The organism is Acinetobacter corruptisaponis (genome assembly GCF_030053775.1).
Taxonomy (GTDB): Bacteria; Pseudomonadota; Gammaproteobacteria; order Pseudomonadales; family Moraxellaceae; genus Acinetobacter; species Acinetobacter corruptisaponis.
This window is the reverse complement of record NZ_CP125669.1, coordinates 1,063,714-1,079,844: the sequence shown is the minus strand read 5'-3', so window position 1 is coordinate 1,079,844 and position 16,131 is coordinate 1,063,714. Positions and strand designations below refer to the sequence as shown.

The 16,131-nt window shown below is 40.7% G+C and carries 18 protein-coding genes, 1 other RNA gene and 1 pseudogene; 12 read left to right on the top strand and 8 right to left on the bottom strand.

Annotated features, from left to right (window positions below):
* Nucleotides 1-3 precede the first annotated feature (3 nt).
* From QLH32_RS05515 to QLH32_RS05495, 5 genes are all read left to right on the top strand, one after another.
* Nucleotides 4-342, top strand: a complete 339-nt coding sequence (locus tag QLH32_RS05515) for a hypothetical protein (protein ID WP_004757545.1) — start codon at nt 4-6, stop codon at nt 340-342.
* The gene (gene terL, locus QLH32_RS05510) at nt 342-1,991 is read left to right on the top strand and encodes a phage terminase large subunit (protein WP_283268550.1); all 1,650 of its coding nucleotides are present in this window, start codon (nt 342-344) and stop codon (nt 1,989-1,991) included. Before QLH32_RS05515 ends, terL begins: the two co-directional genes overlap by 1 nt.
* Before the next feature lie 12 nt (nt 1,992-2,003).
* Nucleotides 2,004-4,166 (top strand): SGNH/GDSL hydrolase family protein, encoded by a 2,163-nt coding sequence (locus tag QLH32_RS05505; protein WP_283268454.1) that lies wholly within the window; start codon nt 2,004-2,006, stop codon nt 4,164-4,166.
* Between the two features lie 75 nt (nt 4,167-4,241).
* Nucleotides 4,242-4,529 (top strand): phage holin family protein, encoded by a 288-nt coding sequence (locus QLH32_RS05500; RefSeq protein WP_283268453.1) that lies wholly within the window; start codon nt 4,242-4,244, stop codon nt 4,527-4,529.
* Complete coding sequence (locus QLH32_RS05495; protein WP_283268548.1) at nt 4,522-5,106, top strand: N-acetylmuramidase family protein; 585 nt, start codon at nt 4,522-4,524, stop codon at nt 5,104-5,106. The genes QLH32_RS05500 and QLH32_RS05495 overlap by 8 nt, the downstream gene beginning before the upstream one ends.
* A gap of 108 nt (nt 5,107-5,214) precedes the next feature.
* On the opposite strand, the gene QLH32_RS05490 is transcribed toward QLH32_RS05495, so the two are convergent.
* From QLH32_RS05490 to QLH32_RS05470, 5 genes are all read right to left on the bottom strand, one after another.
* Nucleotides 5,215-5,439: a hypothetical protein gene (locus QLH32_RS05490; RefSeq protein WP_283268546.1), complete on the bottom strand. Its 225-nt coding sequence runs from the start codon at nt 5,437-5,439 to the stop codon at nt 5,215-5,217.
* Nucleotides 5,411-6,793 (bottom strand): tyrosine-type recombinase/integrase, encoded by a 1,383-nt coding sequence (locus tag QLH32_RS05485; RefSeq protein ID WP_283268544.1) that lies wholly within the window; start codon nt 6,791-6,793, stop codon nt 5,411-5,413. The genes QLH32_RS05490 and QLH32_RS05485 overlap by 29 nt, the downstream gene beginning before the upstream one ends.
* A 148-nt stretch (nt 6,794-6,941) precedes the next feature.
* Nucleotides 6,942-7,123: non-coding RNA, 6S RNA (ssrS, locus tag QLH32_RS05480), on the bottom strand.
* Between the two features lie 113 nt (nt 7,124-7,236).
* Nucleotides 7,237-7,521 carry a cell division protein ZapA gene (locus QLH32_RS05475; protein WP_267980946.1) on the bottom strand — a complete coding sequence of 95 codons (285 nt, stop codon included), beginning with the start codon at nt 7,519-7,521 and terminating at the stop codon, nt 7,237-7,239.
* Between the two features lie 2 nt (nt 7,522-7,523).
* Nucleotides 7,524-8,078, bottom strand: a complete 555-nt coding sequence (locus QLH32_RS05470; protein ID WP_267980945.1) for a hypothetical protein — start codon at nt 8,076-8,078, stop codon at nt 7,524-7,526.
* Nucleotides 8,079-8,144: 66 nt separating this feature from the next.
* Here QLH32_RS05470 and QLH32_RS05465 point away from each other — a divergent pair, with 66 nt between their 5' ends.
* The 6 genes from QLH32_RS05465 to QLH32_RS05440 all read left to right on the top strand — a co-directional run bounded on the left by QLH32_RS05465 (nt 8,145) and on the right by QLH32_RS05440 (nt 13,687).
* Nucleotides 8,145-8,777, top strand: coding sequence for a UPF0149 family protein (locus QLH32_RS05465; protein WP_283268542.1), 633 nt, complete (start codon nt 8,145-8,147; stop codon nt 8,775-8,777).
* A gap of 69 nt (nt 8,778-8,846) precedes the next feature.
* The gene (pepP, locus tag QLH32_RS05460) at nt 8,847-10,169 is read left to right on the top strand and encodes a Xaa-Pro aminopeptidase (protein ID WP_283268540.1); all 1,323 of its coding nucleotides are present in this window, start codon (nt 8,847-8,849) and stop codon (nt 10,167-10,169) included.
* Between the two features lie 17 nt (nt 10,170-10,186).
* On the top strand, nt 10,187-10,696 hold the full coding sequence (locus QLH32_RS05455; RefSeq protein ID WP_283268539.1) for a hypothetical protein: 510 nt from the start codon (nt 10,187-10,189) through the stop codon (nt 10,694-10,696).
* Nucleotides 10,697-10,824: 128 nt separating this feature from the next.
* Nucleotides 10,825-12,036, top strand: coding sequence for a 2-octaprenyl-6-methoxyphenyl hydroxylase (gene ubiH, locus QLH32_RS05450; RefSeq protein ID WP_283268538.1), 1,212 nt, complete (start codon nt 10,825-10,827; stop codon nt 12,034-12,036).
* Nucleotides 12,033-13,265 carry an FAD-dependent monooxygenase gene (locus QLH32_RS05445; protein ID WP_283268537.1) on the top strand — a complete coding sequence of 411 codons (1,233 nt, stop codon included), beginning with the start codon at nt 12,033-12,035 and terminating at the stop codon, nt 13,263-13,265. The genes ubiH and QLH32_RS05445 overlap by 4 nt, the downstream gene beginning before the upstream one ends.
* Nucleotides 13,266-13,438: 173 nt before the next feature.
* On the top strand, nt 13,439-13,687 hold the full coding sequence (locus tag QLH32_RS05440) for a hypothetical protein (RefSeq protein WP_004652618.1): 249 nt from the start codon (nt 13,439-13,441) through the stop codon (nt 13,685-13,687).
* Nucleotides 13,688-13,710: 23 nt separating this feature from the next.
* On the opposite strand, the gene QLH32_RS05435 is transcribed toward QLH32_RS05440, so the two are convergent.
* On the bottom strand, nt 13,711-14,160 hold the full coding sequence (locus tag QLH32_RS05435) for a MerR family transcriptional regulator (protein WP_283268536.1): 450 nt from the start codon (nt 14,158-14,160) through the stop codon (nt 13,711-13,713).
* A gap of 61 nt (nt 14,161-14,221) precedes the next feature.
* Here QLH32_RS05435 and QLH32_RS05430 point away from each other — a divergent pair, with 61 nt between their 5' ends.
* Nucleotides 14,222-14,863 carry a cation efflux transmembrane domain-containing protein gene (locus tag QLH32_RS05430; protein WP_283268535.1) on the top strand — a complete coding sequence of 214 codons (642 nt, stop codon included), beginning with the start codon at nt 14,222-14,224 and terminating at the stop codon, nt 14,861-14,863.
* Nucleotides 14,864-14,952: 89 nt separating this feature from the next.
* On the opposite strand, the pseudogene QLH32_RS05425 reads toward QLH32_RS05430, so the two are convergent.
* Nucleotides 14,953-15,264, bottom strand: a pseudogene (locus QLH32_RS05425) (hemin receptor); the annotation flags it as partial.
* A 22-nt stretch (nt 15,265-15,286) separates the two neighbouring features.
* Entirely contained in the window at nt 15,287-16,129 is an 843-nt protein-coding gene (rsmI, locus tag QLH32_RS05420; RefSeq protein WP_279959229.1) for a 16S rRNA (cytidine(1402)-2'-O)-methyltransferase, read from the bottom strand.
* Between the last annotated feature and the right edge of the window lie 2 nt (nt 16,130-16,131).

Genomic DNA, 16,131 nt, shown 5'->3' with positions numbered 1-16,131 from the left:
TATATGTCTACTGAAAAGAAAAAAGTCGGTCACTTAAAGCCTGAGACCAAAGAGAAACTGGAACTGTCTTTGGAAATGGCTGCATCCAGTTCTATTGATTTAATCACTGAAGCTTATGGCCAAGATATTTTCGACAAGCAAGGTCGTGGTGATCTAGTTTGGCTGTACAAGGGCGCAAAAGAAGCCTTAACGTGCATGGAGAAAATCAAGCGTATTCTCAATGATGATGAGCTGTCCGTGGGTGATCCTAACGAGCGCAAGATCACGCCAGAGATGCAGGCAGCAGCATTATTAGAATCAGTTGCCAAGAAGCTTGAGGAGCGCAAACAGCGTCCAAGCTGATGATTAAAGTTGGCTTTGCAGCGTTCTACCTAGTTTATGCCGAAACGCTTAACTGGGTCGTTCCCGATTTCCATTTAGATGTCTGTGATTTTCTGGAAGATTATGGTGCGCTTGGCTTATTGATGATGCCGCGTGGCCACGGTAAATCTACAATCTTAGACATCTATAACGCATGGAAATTATTCTGCAATTCTGACCATCTTATCCTACATCAAGGTGCAACCGATCCTGATGCCTACAAAGTCAGCCGTGGTACCGAGCAAGTCCTAGAGCGTCATCCGCTTTGTCAGCTATTCAATATTAAAAAAGAACGTGGTGAGACTCAAAAGTGGTGGGTGACAGGTTCTACAGACGTGCGTCACGGTTCTATACATGCCCGTGGCATTTTATCCAACGTCACAGGCGCACGCGCCAATGAAATCCAGAATGACGATGTAGAAGTACCAAGCAATATTGGCACACCAGAGGCACGGGAAAAACTCCGCTACCGCCTTTCTGAGCAGACACACATTCTTATTCCAGGTGGACAAAAACTATTTGTCGGCACACCACACACCCATGATTCCCTTTATACCCATGTAAAAAAACTAGGGGCAAAATGTATGATTCTCAAGATGTTTGAGCATGAGGCACGTTTTGAGAATTGCTCAACGGCCATTGTGGGTTTTGAACCTAAAAATATATTTAGTGGCATTGGCATTACAGCCAAGTTTTTATTACTGGGTGCGGATTACCAATACATTAAAAAGGGTAATGCCTACCACATTATATTCACCAAAGAACATTACCTCATTGATGTTTATAGTGATGCGCTTTGGGCTGAAAGATTCACACCCGAAGAAATGGAAAAGCGCCGTAAAGAGTGCCGTACGCTGAATGAATGGGATTCACAGTATCAGCTACACGCCAAGCCTGTCGGAAACGTCCGTTTAGACCCTGACAAAATGATTGCCTACGATGTTGAACCAGTGCTACGCCGTGCCAATGGCCGCTACATCATGATGCTGGGTGAACGTCAAATAGTGGGGATGACATGCCGATCAGACCCAAGTTCAGGCAAAACCAAGTCAGATACATCAGCCGTTGAGCTGGTACTCCATGATGATATTGGTAATAAATATTGGCATCGTTCTATTGAATTGCTTGGCGCAGTCGTTGAGACAGATGACGATGGAAATATTAATGGTGGCCAAGTTTGGCAGCTATGCGACCTTATCGAAGAATTTCATGTCCCACGAGTCACGATTGAGACCAACGGCATTGGGAATTTCTTTCCAGCATCCCTTAAAGGGGCATTGAAGAAACGCAAAATTCGTTGTGGGGTATCCGAAATACATTCATCACAGGCCAAGAATAAGCGCATTTTAGAGGGCCTAGAGGGACCATTAGTGTCAGGCATGCTGTGGGTGCATGTATCTGTAGTTGATACCCATGAGGGTGAAAACACATCCAAGCAATACAAGCAAATGCGGATGTTCAATCCAGCCGTGACAGAGCAAGAGGATGACCACCTGGACGCTTTATCTGGCGCTGTCACAGATCAGCCTGAACGGGTCGGGAAAATACACAACAAAGAGGGGTACAAAGAAAGCCCTAATTGGAGAACCAACGGTGGCGTACATGAAGCCACTTTAGATTTTGACAATTAATGGGTGGACAACATGGCTGTACCTGAACAGATTCCATATAAAGAGTATGTAGCCAATGGAACTACTACGGTATTTCCATTGGAATTTTATTGCGAGAAACAAGAGTTTCTTATTGTGACTGTTAATGGTATTGAGCCTGAAAATGGGCAATGGTCATTAACTGATAATGCTGTGATATTTTTAACTGCACCCATAAATCAAGCAAAAGTCATTATCAAACGTGACACACCTCTTGAGCGTAATACGGACTACCAGACATACAATAATTCATTTCGCCCTGAACCTGTAAATTATGATTTTGATCAGATTTGGAGAAAGCTTCAAGAATTGGGTGTTGCAGATTGGTTATTGAATTTAAAGCTTGATAAGGAAATTGCAGACCGTATTGCGGCCGATTTAATTTTACGCAATGATCTTGATGCGGAAGTATTGGCACGTATTGCGGCTGACACCAACTTACAAAATAAGTTGAACACAGAGATTCAGGCGCGTATTGATGGTGATAAGTCAACTCTATCAAGTGCAAATACCTATACACGCAATTACTTTGCTGACATCTTAAATTCAATTATTTCGAATGGTAGCGGAGCATCTGTTGACTCTGCTGTAATGACATGGTCTGGTCGCATCCAGCGCGAAAAAAACAAGGATGTTGTTTCATCGTTTGATAACCTATTGATTGATCATACAGCAGGTGTTGATAGCACGGCTGCAATCAACAATTTAATAAACAATAATAATAATGTGCAGTTGATGGATGGTACTGTGCAGATTTCAGAGATTATTGACTTAAAAGGTCATGATAATTTCGTCAAAACCCAAGCAAAAGGGGCTTTAACTCCAAATTATTTAGCGCATGAGCAAATATTAAAAGGCACTTTGAGGCAAGAGACATGGATATTGTACGATGCAAAGTCATTCTGGCGCGTTGGTCCAACAGTGGCTGTTTGGGGGGACTCAAACACAGCTTTTTGTGATGCATCTGCAAACCGTGTTACAGCGCTCGGCGAGGGTTCATATCCAGCTACACTTGAGATGCTGCTAAAAGACTATGTGTATTATGCTGAGGGTCGAGTACGTGGCGATGGTAGTCCAGGTCAAACAGCCGAATATGGATGGCAAAACATAGAATCAATGCTTACAAGTTTTTCGCCCCAGATATGTATTATCGCTTGGGGAACAAATGATATTAGCAAGAACTTTACTCGTGAGCAGTATATTGATTATATGCGAAAACATATTGTTAGATTGCAAACTGCGGGCGTGATGACGATTGTATTGAGTATTCCGTACCGTGGCGGAAACGCTGAATATTTAGAAAAAACAAAAGCATGGAACACGTCACTGAAACGTTTGTGTGATGAATACGACGTTCGCTTCGTGAACATCTACAACGTGTTTGCGAACTTGCCCGCAACATATTTTTGGGAAGATAATGTGCATTATCAGTGGCGTGCAACACGCATGATTGCTGAGCGTGTGCGTGATGTGATTATTGCAGACTACGGATTGCCTGCCACAAAATTCAACAAGTCACTCATCCCTCAAAATATCCTCAATTTAAATGAAGTGACTGGGCTGACCTCTACCAAGGCAAAAGCCTTGTCAATTGTTGATACAGCAAACCAATACATTAAGCAATGGTATCCAAAAGCGATAAAAATTCCTGCAAATACCGAGATTAGCTTTACCTATAGCGGGCCCTTTCTTGCATTGTTTGACCGCCCAGCGAGTGGATTCAGCTTTTACGTGAATGATGCACCCACAACAGCATTGTCGCGCGGAAATACAATCTATTTTGCATCAATAGCCCAGCGTTTGGATGGATCATCAGGAATATTCAGATTGCGTTCTGATGCGGATATGTATCTGCTAGCAACATATTCTGCGGATCGTATGGGGCGGTATGTGTACACCCCAGCAGAAATAAATAACGCCCTGTGTGTTTGTGGGCTAATTACAGTGAGCAGTGGTACAACAACGATTCAGTCTATTGTTACTCAGCGTTCAGATTCTGAAGTGATTCCGTTCGGTGTTAATCCCGTTTTAAATATTCAAAACATCGGAACATTTGCAGAACGTAGTGCGTTGACTGGGATGCCTGTAGGTTTCGTATTTTTACAGGGCAATACTTTCTATCGCTACAACGGCACATCTTGGATAGCAATAGCATAATACCCAACAAACCATGATCAACCCTGACCTTTAATTAGAGTCAGGGTTTTTTTATTACCAAGATTAGGGGCATTTATGGATGTATTGAAATGGATTCAAGAGCTTTTTCAAACTTTTGGAACTGCATTAACTTCATTTTTTATGGGGTTCATCATGGCTTATTTTCGTACTAAGAAAAAATTAGGTAAGGCTGATTTTGCAGAATCAATCATGTGCGGCCTATTTTCTGTTGGTGTCTGGTCTGTGCTTGAGTGGCTCGGTATCCCTCAGATTGTTTCAGTTGGCGCGGCATCGGCAATTGGTTACATGGGTACTCATTTCGTGAGCAACTTAATTGAAAAAAAGGTGAATCGAAGTGAGTAAGAAATTAACAGATCAGCAGATTATAGAGCAAGCTAAAAAGCTTGGTGTTGAAGTAGCGGCATTGAAAGCAGTTATTCAAGTTGAATGTAAAGGTTCAGGATTCAATAATGATGGTACACCAGTCATTCTTTTTGAGCGTCATGTCATGCGTCAGCGTTTAATCGTCAATGGTAAAAGAAGTATTGCTGAAACAATGGAAATCAAGCGACCAGATTTATGTAGTAAAACACGGGGAGGATATGGCCTATATTCACAGCAACATAAAAAATTAGATGATGCTGCAAAGTTTGACCGAACGTCAGCTTTAGAAGCCTGTAGCTGGGGTATTGGCCAGGTCATGGGCTATCACTGGTATAGCTTAGGATATGACTCTATTCAGCAATTTATTAATGCTATGTACAATAATGAGGCATCCCAGCTAGATGCTATGTGTCGTTATATCAAGCATAACAATCTAATAAATGCACTGAAAAACAAGGACTGGAAAGGTTTTGCGCTGGGCTACAATGGCAAAGACTACAAAAAAAACAATTACGATGTGAAGCTTGGGAATGCTTATAAGAAGTTTTCAACATGATTTAAAAAAACGCCCAATTTCATCACTGAGATTAAGCGTTTTTCTTTTATTTGAATATTTTTGTCAAAATATGAATAAATTTTTGCGTATCATGTATAAAAATCATATTTATTCAATCGCAACAGTAAAATCTTTAAGTTTTCTACTGTTTAATATTAAATATCTATTAGCATCAGCTTTATTTGAGAATTGCATAGCACCATCTTTTTTCTCAGAAAAGATATATTGCGGACTAAATAATCCACTTATAGCTGAAGAATCTTCATATTGTTCAAACAAAGTAGTCTGAACATGCAGATATAAGTTATCTTTTTTGAGATAGTAAAGTTTCATAAATATCACCATTTTTGATAATAGTATCGTTGTGCTCCATCCAAGTTTTCTGAATATTCCGTATTGATGATTTTCGTTCAAAGTAAATTCTATTTTTTATCAAAGCTTTTGAAATGTCAGACAGCACAACACTTTCAATCATGTTCATAGCTTTACGAAGATCATCAAAAGTTACCTGGACATATCCATCAGTTATATCATTCTCGTCATCATCAGTAGTGTGATTGATGAGTTTTTTGATTGTATAACTACCAATTGCTAGACTGTTTGCAATTGTTCCAAAAGTTCTTCGCAAGTCGTGAAATGTAAATTGGATGCCAGTTATTTCAGTTATTGCATAACGAGTTTCGCGCTTATCAACGATATGTGAATCAATCGTATCCCCAGCGAAAACATATTTATTCTTACCAGCAAGTTTTTTCCGCTCTACCAAAATATACCAAAGCATGTCACCCATCGGCAGAAGAAGATCTTCATGGTTTTTGGGATCCTGAATTTTTATAGTTCCATACTTTAAGTCAACATTTGACCATTCAAGCGACTCACCTTCTTCTCTGCGAAGCCCTGTTAAAATTAATAGGAATAGGTAATCTTGATTTGTATATGCACGATGATTTGCATTTTGATTGCCAGCCCACCAAGTCGTACACACGGCAAATGACCAGTCATGGATTTGGTCGGCCCGAATATAACCTTTTCGGCGTTTTATCTTGTTCCATTTCTTCTCTTTGTAAATAACTCCTACAGGACTTTTTTCTGTGATAATTTTCTCATCATTATCGTTATACAGAATTGAAGCATTGAAATTATAAACAGCTGATAAAAATTTCATTGCAAGGTTGGCCTGCGCTAAGCTTCGCACAGATAAATCCATGTGTTTGTTTAAAGTCATTTTCTGAGAAATATCAGTAATCTTAATATCTTTCCAGTCTTTAAAATAATCATTTGCGCATCGATCATAAGCATCTATTGTATTAGCACTTAGCTTTTTTTTACTTTTATAGATTTCATAAGCTTTTTCTAGTGTTGGGATCAAATCATTAGCTTCTTTTTCAGATTTAAAATCTGATTTTAATTGTCTTTTCTGAGCAACTGGATCAATGCCTTGATGCATCATTAATAATATTTTTTTAGCTTCTGTACGTGCTTGCTCAAGAGTATACACACCATGTTTGCCGATCGACTTCCGTTTATTACGTCCATCTGGCATTCTCGTTTCAACAAAATAGGTTTTCGACTTTGTTGCAATTAAACCAAAGCCGATCGTTACTGAATCGCGATAAAATTTGCTTCCAGATTCTTCAAGCGGGATGCTGTCGATAAATGTTTTTGTAAGTTTATATCTTTGGTTCATCTTGATTCAAAAAGTACGAAACGATATACGGCAATATAGCACAATATTTTTAAAGCCTACTATAAGCCTATTTTTGATTGATTTGTTTAAAAATAACAGGTTTTGAAAATGATTTAATTATTGTAAGTTATTGTTTTTATATTAAATAAAATGCTCCAGAGGTGCCGCTGCATGGTCGTTACCCTGAACCCGATGAGTTCAAGGTGGAGGTGACGTATACTTAATGGGTTTCCTACTCGAGGCAGGCATACACTCAAAATACACAGAACACATCCATAAATTTAAGTATCGGCAGGGGACTAGACGTACTGGCGAACACCCTAGAGACAGTTTTAGTATAACTGATCTTTACACGATGACAATCCTTGCAGATCAATTATCTGTAAAGATACTTACCAATTGATGGGGCTTTGTGCAAATAATCTTAACATTTAGATATTTTTCTACACAGTCTGTTCCACATCTTCCAAAATGGTCTGGAGTAGATGTTCACAATGTGCATATTCCTGCAAAGACTTATTCAGGCTAAACACTTCCTGAGCCATTTGCAGTGCAACCATAATCACAAGTTTGTTATGTTCAACACGTGGGGCATTACGGCGCATATCATGAAATTTCTGGTTCAGTAATTCAGCAGCACGTTCCAGTTCCTCACGCTTTTCTTCAGTCGTGTTCAGCCGAAACGTCTGTTCAATTAGGCGAAGTTCGACAACAATCGGTTCACTCATGATCAGGTCTCCTCTTGTGTTTCAGCATTTGGGTGGGCAAGTTGCTGAATCTCTTGTGCATGTTGATCCTGGGCTGTACCAAGAACGGCTAGGCGCTGGATAATCGCCTCAACTTTAGACTTTGCCAACTCATTCTTCTGCAACAAACGATCACGGTCCTGCTGCAAGTCCTGAATTTCCTGTTGGCTATGACGTTGCTGTGCCTGTAGCTTTTCCTTGGTGACACGTAGATCATTACGTTCCGCCAAAATTTCCTGAAAGCGATTTTTAAGATCAGTGGTACTTTTCTCTAAACGCCCGTAGCGTTCAGCCAAAGTTGTTGCATCAGTATTCAGTTGTTTAAATTGATCTTGTAACTGAGTCAGTTGTTCAGTTAAGTTATCAACTTCTTCCTGCTTTTGCGTGATAATGCTATTTTTCTGCACAACTTGTGCATGATGATCAGTTTCAGCGAGTTGTTTGGCTTCAGTGAGCGATACATTTTCTCGCTCTAAATGATGTAAGCGTGTTTTTAAAACACCAATATGCGCTTGTAGACGCTGTAATTGTTCTAACATAACGAAGGTCGCACAGAGTTGCAATCAAAGGTAATATATACAGCAGTATAGAGATTGGATAAACGAATGCAAGACGATATTTCAGGTTGGACGGAATGGAATACCCATTTTGATGGGATTGAGGAAATTTCAAGCCCAAGTGAGTTACATGGTTTACTCACAGGTATAGTTTGTGTGACACAGGCGCCGACCTCCGATGAATGGTCACAAATATTAAACACCCTGAATGTGCCTGCTTTACAGCCAGAGGCGCTGGAAAGCCTGACAGATGAAGCGGAAGATGTTTCCCATGCTTTATCGGATGACGAACTCGATTATCTACCATTATTGCCAGACGACACTCATTTGCTTGCAGACCGTGTTCAGGCATTGGCGGATTGGTGTGCTGGTGTGGTTCTTGGTTTTGGTCTGGCTTCTGGTCATATTCGTGCAGAAGAACAAGAGCTGATTGAACATTTACAAGATGTTGCAGCTGTTGAGTTTGAAGATTCAGACAATGATGAAGAGGGTGAGGAAAGCTATCAGGAACTGTATGAGTTTATACGCCTGATTCCTGTGAGTCTGTCGATTGGCCGTAAAAAGATTGCTGTAGCCGAAAGCTCATTACTACAAAACTTCCATGCAAAAAGTAAAAATCAGGGTGATATTGGCGATGCACAAAATGTCGTTGAAATGTTTACCCCACATCGTCCGAGTTAACTCGGGCGGTGCCTTAAGCTCTTATAAATAAAGATACTTACAATCATTCATTTTCATCAGAAGGACAATATGAAATTAAGTCAAGCCGATTTTAAACAACGCCGTGATCTTCTTGCTCAACACATAGGCAGCAATAGCATTGCCATTATTGCAACGCGAGCAGAAATGTATCGTAACCGCGATGCGGATTATAAATATCGTGCAGACAGTAGTTTTTATTATCTGACTGGGTTTGCAGAACCAGAAGCCGTTGCTGTGATCGAAACCTTTGCAGAGGGCGAGGAATATAGCTATAGCTTATTCTGTCGTGAACGTAATCGCGAGATGGAAATCTGGAATGGTTATCGTGCGGGTATGGATGGTGCGATTGAAATTTATGATGCAGATGAGGCTTATGCAATTGATTTGTTGGATGAAGAAATCATCGACAAGCTTTTAAATAAACATCGTCTTTATTATCGTATTGGGCAGAATGCTGAATTTGATGCGCGTGTAAGCCAGTGGATTCAAAAAGCGGATGCACAACAACGTCGTGGTGGCGCTGCACCCGCAGAAGTGGTTCAATTGGATCGTATTGTTGATGAGATGCGTTTAAAAAAATCGGCGCAAGAAATTGAGCTGATGCAGATTGCTTCCAATATCAGTGCTGAAGCCCATACTCGTGCCATGCAAAGCGTGAAACCCAATATGATGGAATACGCGCTTGAAGCGGAACTGAATTATATCTTTGGTAAAAATGGCTGTGTGCCATCGTATAACAGTATTGTTGGTGGTGGTGAAAATGCCTGTATTCTTCATTATGTTGAAAATAACAAGCCGCTAAAAGATGGTGATTTAGTCCTGATTGATGCGGCGTGTGAATATGAGTTCTATGCATCGGATATCACCCGAACTTTCCCCGTCAATGGTAAATTTAGTCCTGAACAAAAAGTATTATATAACGTGGTTCTTGAAGCTCAACTTGCTGCAATTGATGCGACTCGTATCGGCAATCACTATAAATATCCACATGAAGTAGCAGTAAAGATTTTAACCCAAGGACTGGTTGATCTTGGCTTACTTAGCGGTAATGTGGATGAATTAGTTGAAAGCGAAGCATTCCGTCAATTCTTTATGCATGGTACAGGGCATTGGCTCGGTATGGATGTACATGATGTCGGTGCATACAAGACAGGTGAAGACTGGCGTGCTTATGAAGCAGGTATGGTGGTCACGGTTGAGCCTGGTTTATATGTCGCACCTGATGATGAAACCGTCGATGCAAAATGGCGTGGTATCGGTATTCGTATCGAGGATGATATTGTCGTGACTGAAAGTGGTCCATTGGTTTTAACCAAAAATGTGGTGAAAACGGTTGAGGAGATCGAAGCATTAATGGCTCAAGCAGAATAAAAAATCAAAAGGCTTAAATGGATTTAAGCCTTTTGAAATATAAAGAGAATAATAAAATGAGTGAGTATGCGCCACAATATACGTTTAAAGAGCGAGTAAAAATAATTGCGTTACATAGCTTATGGGTTTTACCTATTCTATTTTTATTTATTTCAATCCTATATTGGATTGAATCTATCATTTTTTGGGCGGCATGTTTTCCATTTGGATATGAAATTTTATTTTATGGTGTAATGGTTGTTTTTCCTTTAATTGCATCTACTGTTCTTCTTTTTATTTGGTGGAGAGACTGTTTCCCTGTTTTTTTATTTAAACAGTATCCTGCTCCTCATAAAAAAACGATACGAAAAATTAAATATTATTATGGGAAATGGGCTGTTTTTATGGCAGTAATGAGGTTTATACATGCATCTTTCTTATTGTTGCCTGCAATTTTTGGAATTTGGTATTTAGATATTATGTTTAATTTACCAGATTCAGAAAACTGGATGAAGATGAGTAAGGCGGTTTGTTCTGTTTCATCATAGACTATTGTATAAGGGGACTATGGAAATTATTAATAAAATACACAGCGCAAACAAAGCCTACACTCCATTTTTGCTTGTGCTTAGAGTAAGATAGTTGAAATGACGAAAAAGTGATAAGGAATAACGATATGCAGCAACAAGTCATCATTGTCGGTGGAGGTATGGTTGGACTCAGCCTTGCTTTAATGTTGGCAAAATCTAATATCGCAGTAAAGCTATTAGAAGCTGTGAAATATCCAAATTACGATGATGAAAATGTGGCCCCTTATCATTCCAGCTTTGATGCGCGTAACACCGCATTGTCACGTCGTAGCGTACAGATTTACCAAAAATTAGGTTTGTGGGAAGCCTTACAGCAACATGCCACGCCAATTCTGCAAGTGCATATTACCGAGCAGGGTAGCTTTGGTAAGGCTCGTTTGGTGGCAGAACAAGAAAAAGTAGAAAGCTTTGGGCAGGTGATTGAAAATGCTTGGCTCGGTCGTGTATTGCTGACTCAGGTTCGCCAGCAGCCTCTGATTGAATTGATTGATGGTGTGCAAGTGACTTCATTGACTCAAGATGCAGATCAGGTACACATCGAAGCCATGCGTAATGGCGAATATATCCATTCATTAAAGTCCAAGTTGGTGATTGCGGCTGATGGTCGGGATTCATTCTGCCGCCAAGCGATTGGCGTGGGTGTAGATGAGCATGATTATGACCAAGTCGCGATTGTGACCACTGTACAGACTTCTAAGCCGCACCAGCAGGTTGGCTTTGAACGTTTTAGTGCGTTGGGACCATTGGCACTTCTACCTTTACCAGGCGAATACCGCCGTTCAGTGGTGTGGCCTGTGAAAAAAGGTACTGAAGCAGAATGGTTAGGTGAAGAAAATGATCAACATTTCCTTGATGCTCTACAGGAAACCTATGGGGATCGAGCAGGGAAATTTGAAAAAACAGGCAAACGTTTTAGCTATCCATTGTCGCAAGTGTTAGCAGATAAGCAGGCGGTTGGACGTGTGGTGTTGATGGGGAATGCAGCACATACCATTCACCCAGTGGCAGGGCAAGGTTTTAACCTGTGCTTGCGTGATGCAGATGTGCTGGTTCGGTTCCTGATGGAGCAACTGGCGAAGTCAGATGATATTGGCGCACCTGAAAATTTATTGGCCTATGAACAATCTCGTTTAAAGGATCAGCAACGTGTAATCAAGTTCTGTGATTCGGTGGTGCGTGGTTTTAGCAATCAAAATCCAATTCTCAAATTATTACGCAATACGGGGCTGATTGCATTTGATGTAATTCCAGGCGTTAAGCCTTTGGTTGCTAATTATGCGATGGGACTAAAAGCATGAGTGAAATGTTAGATGTTGTCATCGTTGGTGGTGGTTTGGTTGGTGGTTTAACCGCATTACTATTGGCACAAGGCGGTGTCCAAGCCACAGTACTCGATGCCGCACCTGTACTTGATCAAGACAAAACTTTGGCTGTGATGAATCCTCGTGTATTGGCACTCAGTCAGGCGACGATTCACTTACTCAAAACAGTCAATGTTTGGAATGATTTAGCACGTCAAATGCCTTATTCAGGCATGCAGGTCTGGAATAAAAATGGCTATGGTGAAATTAATTTTGGACATAGCTCTGAACAGCAACCTCAATCAGATCAGGCTTTAGGTTCAATGGTTGAGCCGAGTGTCTTGAATGTTGCGATTCAACAAAAAATGCTGCAACAACTCAAAGACTATCGAACTCAAGTCAAAGTCATTCGGATTGAACAGATTCCACAAGGCTGGTCAATTCAATTGGCAGATGGTACAACACTAAAAACCAAGTTGCTGATTGGTGCAGATGGTGCGAATTCTTTCGTACGTGAGCAGGCGTATATCGATCTAGATGTTCTGGATTATAAGCAAGCGGCGATCAGCTGTGCGATTAAAACCACACGCCCGAATCAATATGTGGCACGACAGATTTTCCTACCAACGGGTCCACTGGCTTATTTGCCGATGGCGAGTCTTGATCCACAAGAGAATGGCTATTGGCAGTCGATTGTCTGGACTTTACCAGATGATTATACCGATGAATATTCAGCACTCAGCGACCAAGCGTTTATGCAACTATTGACGCAAGAAAGTCTACATATGTTGGGTGAAGTGGTTGAGGTGCGTTCTAGAGCACAATTCCCATTAAAAGCACGTGCCGCTCAGCGTTATATTAAATCGGGTCTGGCATTGATTGGTGATGCCGCACACGTGATTCATCCTTTGGCTGGACAGGGGGTGAATATTGGCTGTTTAGATGCTGCTGTATTGTGTGATGTATTACTACACGATTTAAAACGTGGTGTGTGGGCCAACGAACAAACTTTATTGCGTTATGAACACCAACGTAAGGGGCAAAATGATGCCATGATGCATAGCATGTCTGCGATTGGATGGATTGAAAGTTCAGAATTATTTCCTTTTGTTTGGGCAAGAAATTTTGGTCTGAAACAGGTTGAACAGTTCGATTGGTTTAAAGATCGTTTTATGCAACAAGCCAATGGATTAGGTGCGTTGAAACACACACAATATGCGTGTTAAAAAATAGTAGATATTTTTTAAACAATCATTTATAAATCAGAGTGAATTTGGTCATAAAAAGTACGTTTCAACAAATATTGTACTTTGCTAAATGTGAAGAGCTTGCTAAATTCCACCTAGTTCTGATGGCCAAATAGCGATGATGAGAGTTGAGTCATTGTGGGGAGATGAAGATGACGGAAATGAATGATTACGACGAAAACACAGAAGATGCTGCTGTAGACGACGAAGAGGCGAAAGCGGCAGAAAGTGGTGCAGAGAGTGAAGAATCGAGCGCCAATGACGCTGATCTAGCCGAAGCTGAAACTTTAACCGTGACTGCGAAGCAGAAACAACGCCAAGCTTTAGAAGATGAAGTTGCCGCGTTTCTTGCTCGTGGTGGGCGTATTACTGAAGTTCCGCCAGGTGAGCATCAAGATTAAGTCAGTTATGACATAGAAAAGCATCACGACTGTGGTGCTTTTTTGTGCTGATGCGACTCATGGCTACATTCAAGTGGCTGGTGTAACTCTTTTAGAATGCCACATTGTTCAATGGTTCGATGCTGAGAGCATTGCTGCTTTAGATGGCTTAGATCTTGTTTGAGATGTTCCAGATTTTTAATCTTCTGAGAAACCTCGGCGAGATATTGATCAATCAGATGATCGACTTCCATGCAGGTTTGATTCGGATTGGTTGATAAATCCTTGAGCTTTTGAATATCTTGTATGGTGATGCCCAGTTCTCGGCAGTGCTTTAAAAATAACAATTCTGAAAGCATTTGTTCCGAATAATGACGGTAATTTCCCGCCGTTCGTTGGGCTTTGTCCAGCAACCCAATTTTTTCGTAATATCGAATTGTATTCACAGATACACCTGACTTTTTTGCTAATTGTCCAATACTAAAACTGATCATGCTTGACTCTGGAGTTACTCTAGGGTTTTAAATCACTATAAAAGATTAAGTGAGAAAAGTCATGGCAGGATGTGGATGCAACACAATGTGTTCGCCAACACAAAAAATTAGTCCAAAGTTTAGAAAGGCTTTATGGATTGCGCTGGTTTTAAATGCATTGATGTTCTTTGTGGAAATTATCGGGGGATCACATGCACGTTCTGTGTCGCTCTGGGCGGATGCCTTGGACTTTGCAGGTGATGCTGCTAACTATGCCATCTCCTTAGCAGTGCTCTCCATGACGCTATATTGGCGAGCAACCGCAGCTTTACTGAAAGGGATGACCATGGCTGCGTTTGGGATTTTCGTCATTGTTAAAGTGATTTGGACATGGTGGCTTGGAATAACGCCTGAACCAATGTTGATGGGGGCAATTGGTGTACTTGCGCTTGCGGTTAATGTGGTTGTGGCATTGATGCTATACGCATTTCGTGATGGCGATGCTAATATGCGTTCTGTGTGGCTTTGTAGCCGCAATGATGCTATCGCCAATATCGCCGTAATTATTGCTGCTGTCGGTGTGTTTGGAACAGGTAGTATGTTCCCTGATCTATTTGTGGCCTTTATTATTGCGTATTTAGGTGTTTCTTCTGGTTTAAGTGTGATTAAGCAGGCGAAAGCAGAGCGTAAGCAGGACCGTCATAGTCTAGGAATAAAAGTCTGATTTTAAAAGGGTAGTTTTTAGGGCTATTTTTTTCTGAGGATATGTTGGATATAGTACTCAATATCTTCCTCTCGATAGCCCAGCAATTATCCAATTCTTCGCTCAAGCTCTGGTACAAGCCCAGCTTTTGGTTGATTGAGGGATTGTTCAATGACAGCCATTAATTCATCCACTTGTTCTATTGTAACATTTTTATAAATAAGAACATTTTCTATCTGTATATTGGGGATACGAGTTGTGGTCATCTTAATTCTGGATTTTAAAATGCCAGATTCAAGATAAGGCAAAAACTCATCAGGAATACCCTCATAAAAAAAGGCAATTGGTTTTTCACCAGAAAGCAGCAATTCAAGTTCTCTGCCTTCATGGGGACCTAACATGGGTAATGAGTCTATAGTCATTTCCTACGTATCTTTTTAAGTATTATTTATTATCTTGAGTCAATTCCAAAGCGCGTTGATAAGCCACTTTCTTTTTAATACCTGTTAAATCAGCAGCCAATTGTGATGCCGCTTTTACCGATAAATCCTGTAATAAGCGTTTTAACAACTCATCCAGTTTATCCTGCTCCATATCTTTTTCCGCAGATGCTCCACCAACCACAACCACAATTTCACCTTTTTCCTGGTTGTGATCATTTTCAATAAATGTGACCAATTCTTTTAAGGTCATTTTTTTGATGGTCTCAAAAGTCTTGGTAATTTCACGGGCAAAACCGACAGGACGGTCTTCCCCAAATACCTCAGCCATATTTTTTACACTGTCTAAAATACGATGCGGTGCTTCATAGAAAATCAGGGTTTGAGTTTCATCTTTTAATTTTTCAAGCTGGCTAATCCGTTGCGATGCTTTGGATGGTAGAAAGCCCTCAAAGCTAAAACGGTCACTTGGCAAGCCAACCGCACTTAATGCCGCAATTGCAGCACAGGCACCAGGTACAGGAATCACACGAATGCCATGTTCCTGAGCTGCACGAACCAGTTTAAAACCTGGATCACTAATCAGGGGCGTGCCAGCATCACTAATTAAGGCAACATTTTCACCATTTAGCATTTTTTGGAGAAGTTGATCAATTTTGTTACTTTCGTTGTGATCATGACACGCTGTTAGCGGAGTTGAGATATTATAGTGCTTGAATAATTGAGCAGATTGACGAGTGTCTTCTGCTGCAACCACCGATACAGACTTTAAAATATCAATTGCACGAAAGGTCATGTCATCCAAGTGCCCAATCGGGGTTGCTACAACAAATAATTGAGCACTCATAA

Excerpts from the sequence above, each read along its gene's own strand:
- QLH32_RS05515 (WP_004757545.1), top strand. The coding sequence starts at position 4 with ATGTCTACTGAAAAGAAAAAAGTCGGTCACTTAAAGCCTGAGACCAAA.
- terL (WP_283268550.1), top strand. The coding sequence starts at position 342 with ATGATTAAAGTTGGCTTTGCAGCGTTCTACCTAGTTTATGCCGAAACG.
- QLH32_RS05505 (WP_283268454.1), top strand. The coding sequence starts at position 2,004 with ATGGCTGTACCTGAACAGATTCCATATAAAGAGTATGTAGCCAATGGA.
- QLH32_RS05500 (WP_283268453.1), top strand. The coding sequence starts at position 4,242 with ATGGATGTATTGAAATGGATTCAAGAGCTTTTTCAAACTTTTGGAACT.
- QLH32_RS05490 (WP_283268546.1), bottom strand. The coding sequence starts at position 5,439 with ATGAAACTTTACTATCTCAAAAAAGATAACTTATATCTGCATGTTCAG.
- QLH32_RS05485 (WP_283268544.1), bottom strand. The coding sequence starts at position 6,793 with ATGAACCAAAGATATAAACTTACAAAAACATTTATCGACAGCATCCCG.
- QLH32_RS05475 (WP_267980946.1), bottom strand. The coding sequence starts at position 7,521 with ATGAGTGAACCGATTGTTGTCGAACTTCGCCTAATTGAACAGACGTTT.
- QLH32_RS05470 (WP_267980945.1), bottom strand. The coding sequence starts at position 8,078 with ATGTTAGAACAATTACAGCGTCTACAAGCGCATATTGGTGTTTTAAAA.
- QLH32_RS05465 (WP_283268542.1), top strand. The coding sequence starts at position 8,145 with ATGCAAGACGATATTTCAGGTTGGACGGAATGGAATACCCATTTTGAT.
- pepP (WP_283268540.1), top strand. The coding sequence starts at position 8,847 with ATGAAATTAAGTCAAGCCGATTTTAAACAACGCCGTGATCTTCTTGCT.
- QLH32_RS05455 (WP_283268539.1), top strand. The coding sequence starts at position 10,187 with ATGGATTTAAGCCTTTTGAAATATAAAGAGAATAATAAAATGAGTGAG.
- ubiH (WP_283268538.1), top strand. The coding sequence starts at position 10,825 with ATGCAGCAACAAGTCATCATTGTCGGTGGAGGTATGGTTGGACTCAGC.
- QLH32_RS05445 (WP_283268537.1), top strand. The coding sequence starts at position 12,033 with ATGAGTGAAATGTTAGATGTTGTCATCGTTGGTGGTGGTTTGGTTGGT.
- QLH32_RS05440 (WP_004652618.1), top strand. The coding sequence starts at position 13,439 with ATGACGGAAATGAATGATTACGACGAAAACACAGAAGATGCTGCTGTA.
- QLH32_RS05435 (WP_283268536.1), bottom strand. The coding sequence starts at position 14,160 with ATGATCAGTTTTAGTATTGGACAATTAGCAAAAAAGTCAGGTGTATCT.
- QLH32_RS05430 (WP_283268535.1), top strand. The coding sequence starts at position 14,222 with ATGGCAGGATGTGGATGCAACACAATGTGTTCGCCAACACAAAAAATT.
- rsmI (WP_279959229.1), bottom strand. The coding sequence starts at position 16,129 with ATGAGTGCTCAATTATTTGTTGTAGCAACCCCGATTGGGCACTTGGAT.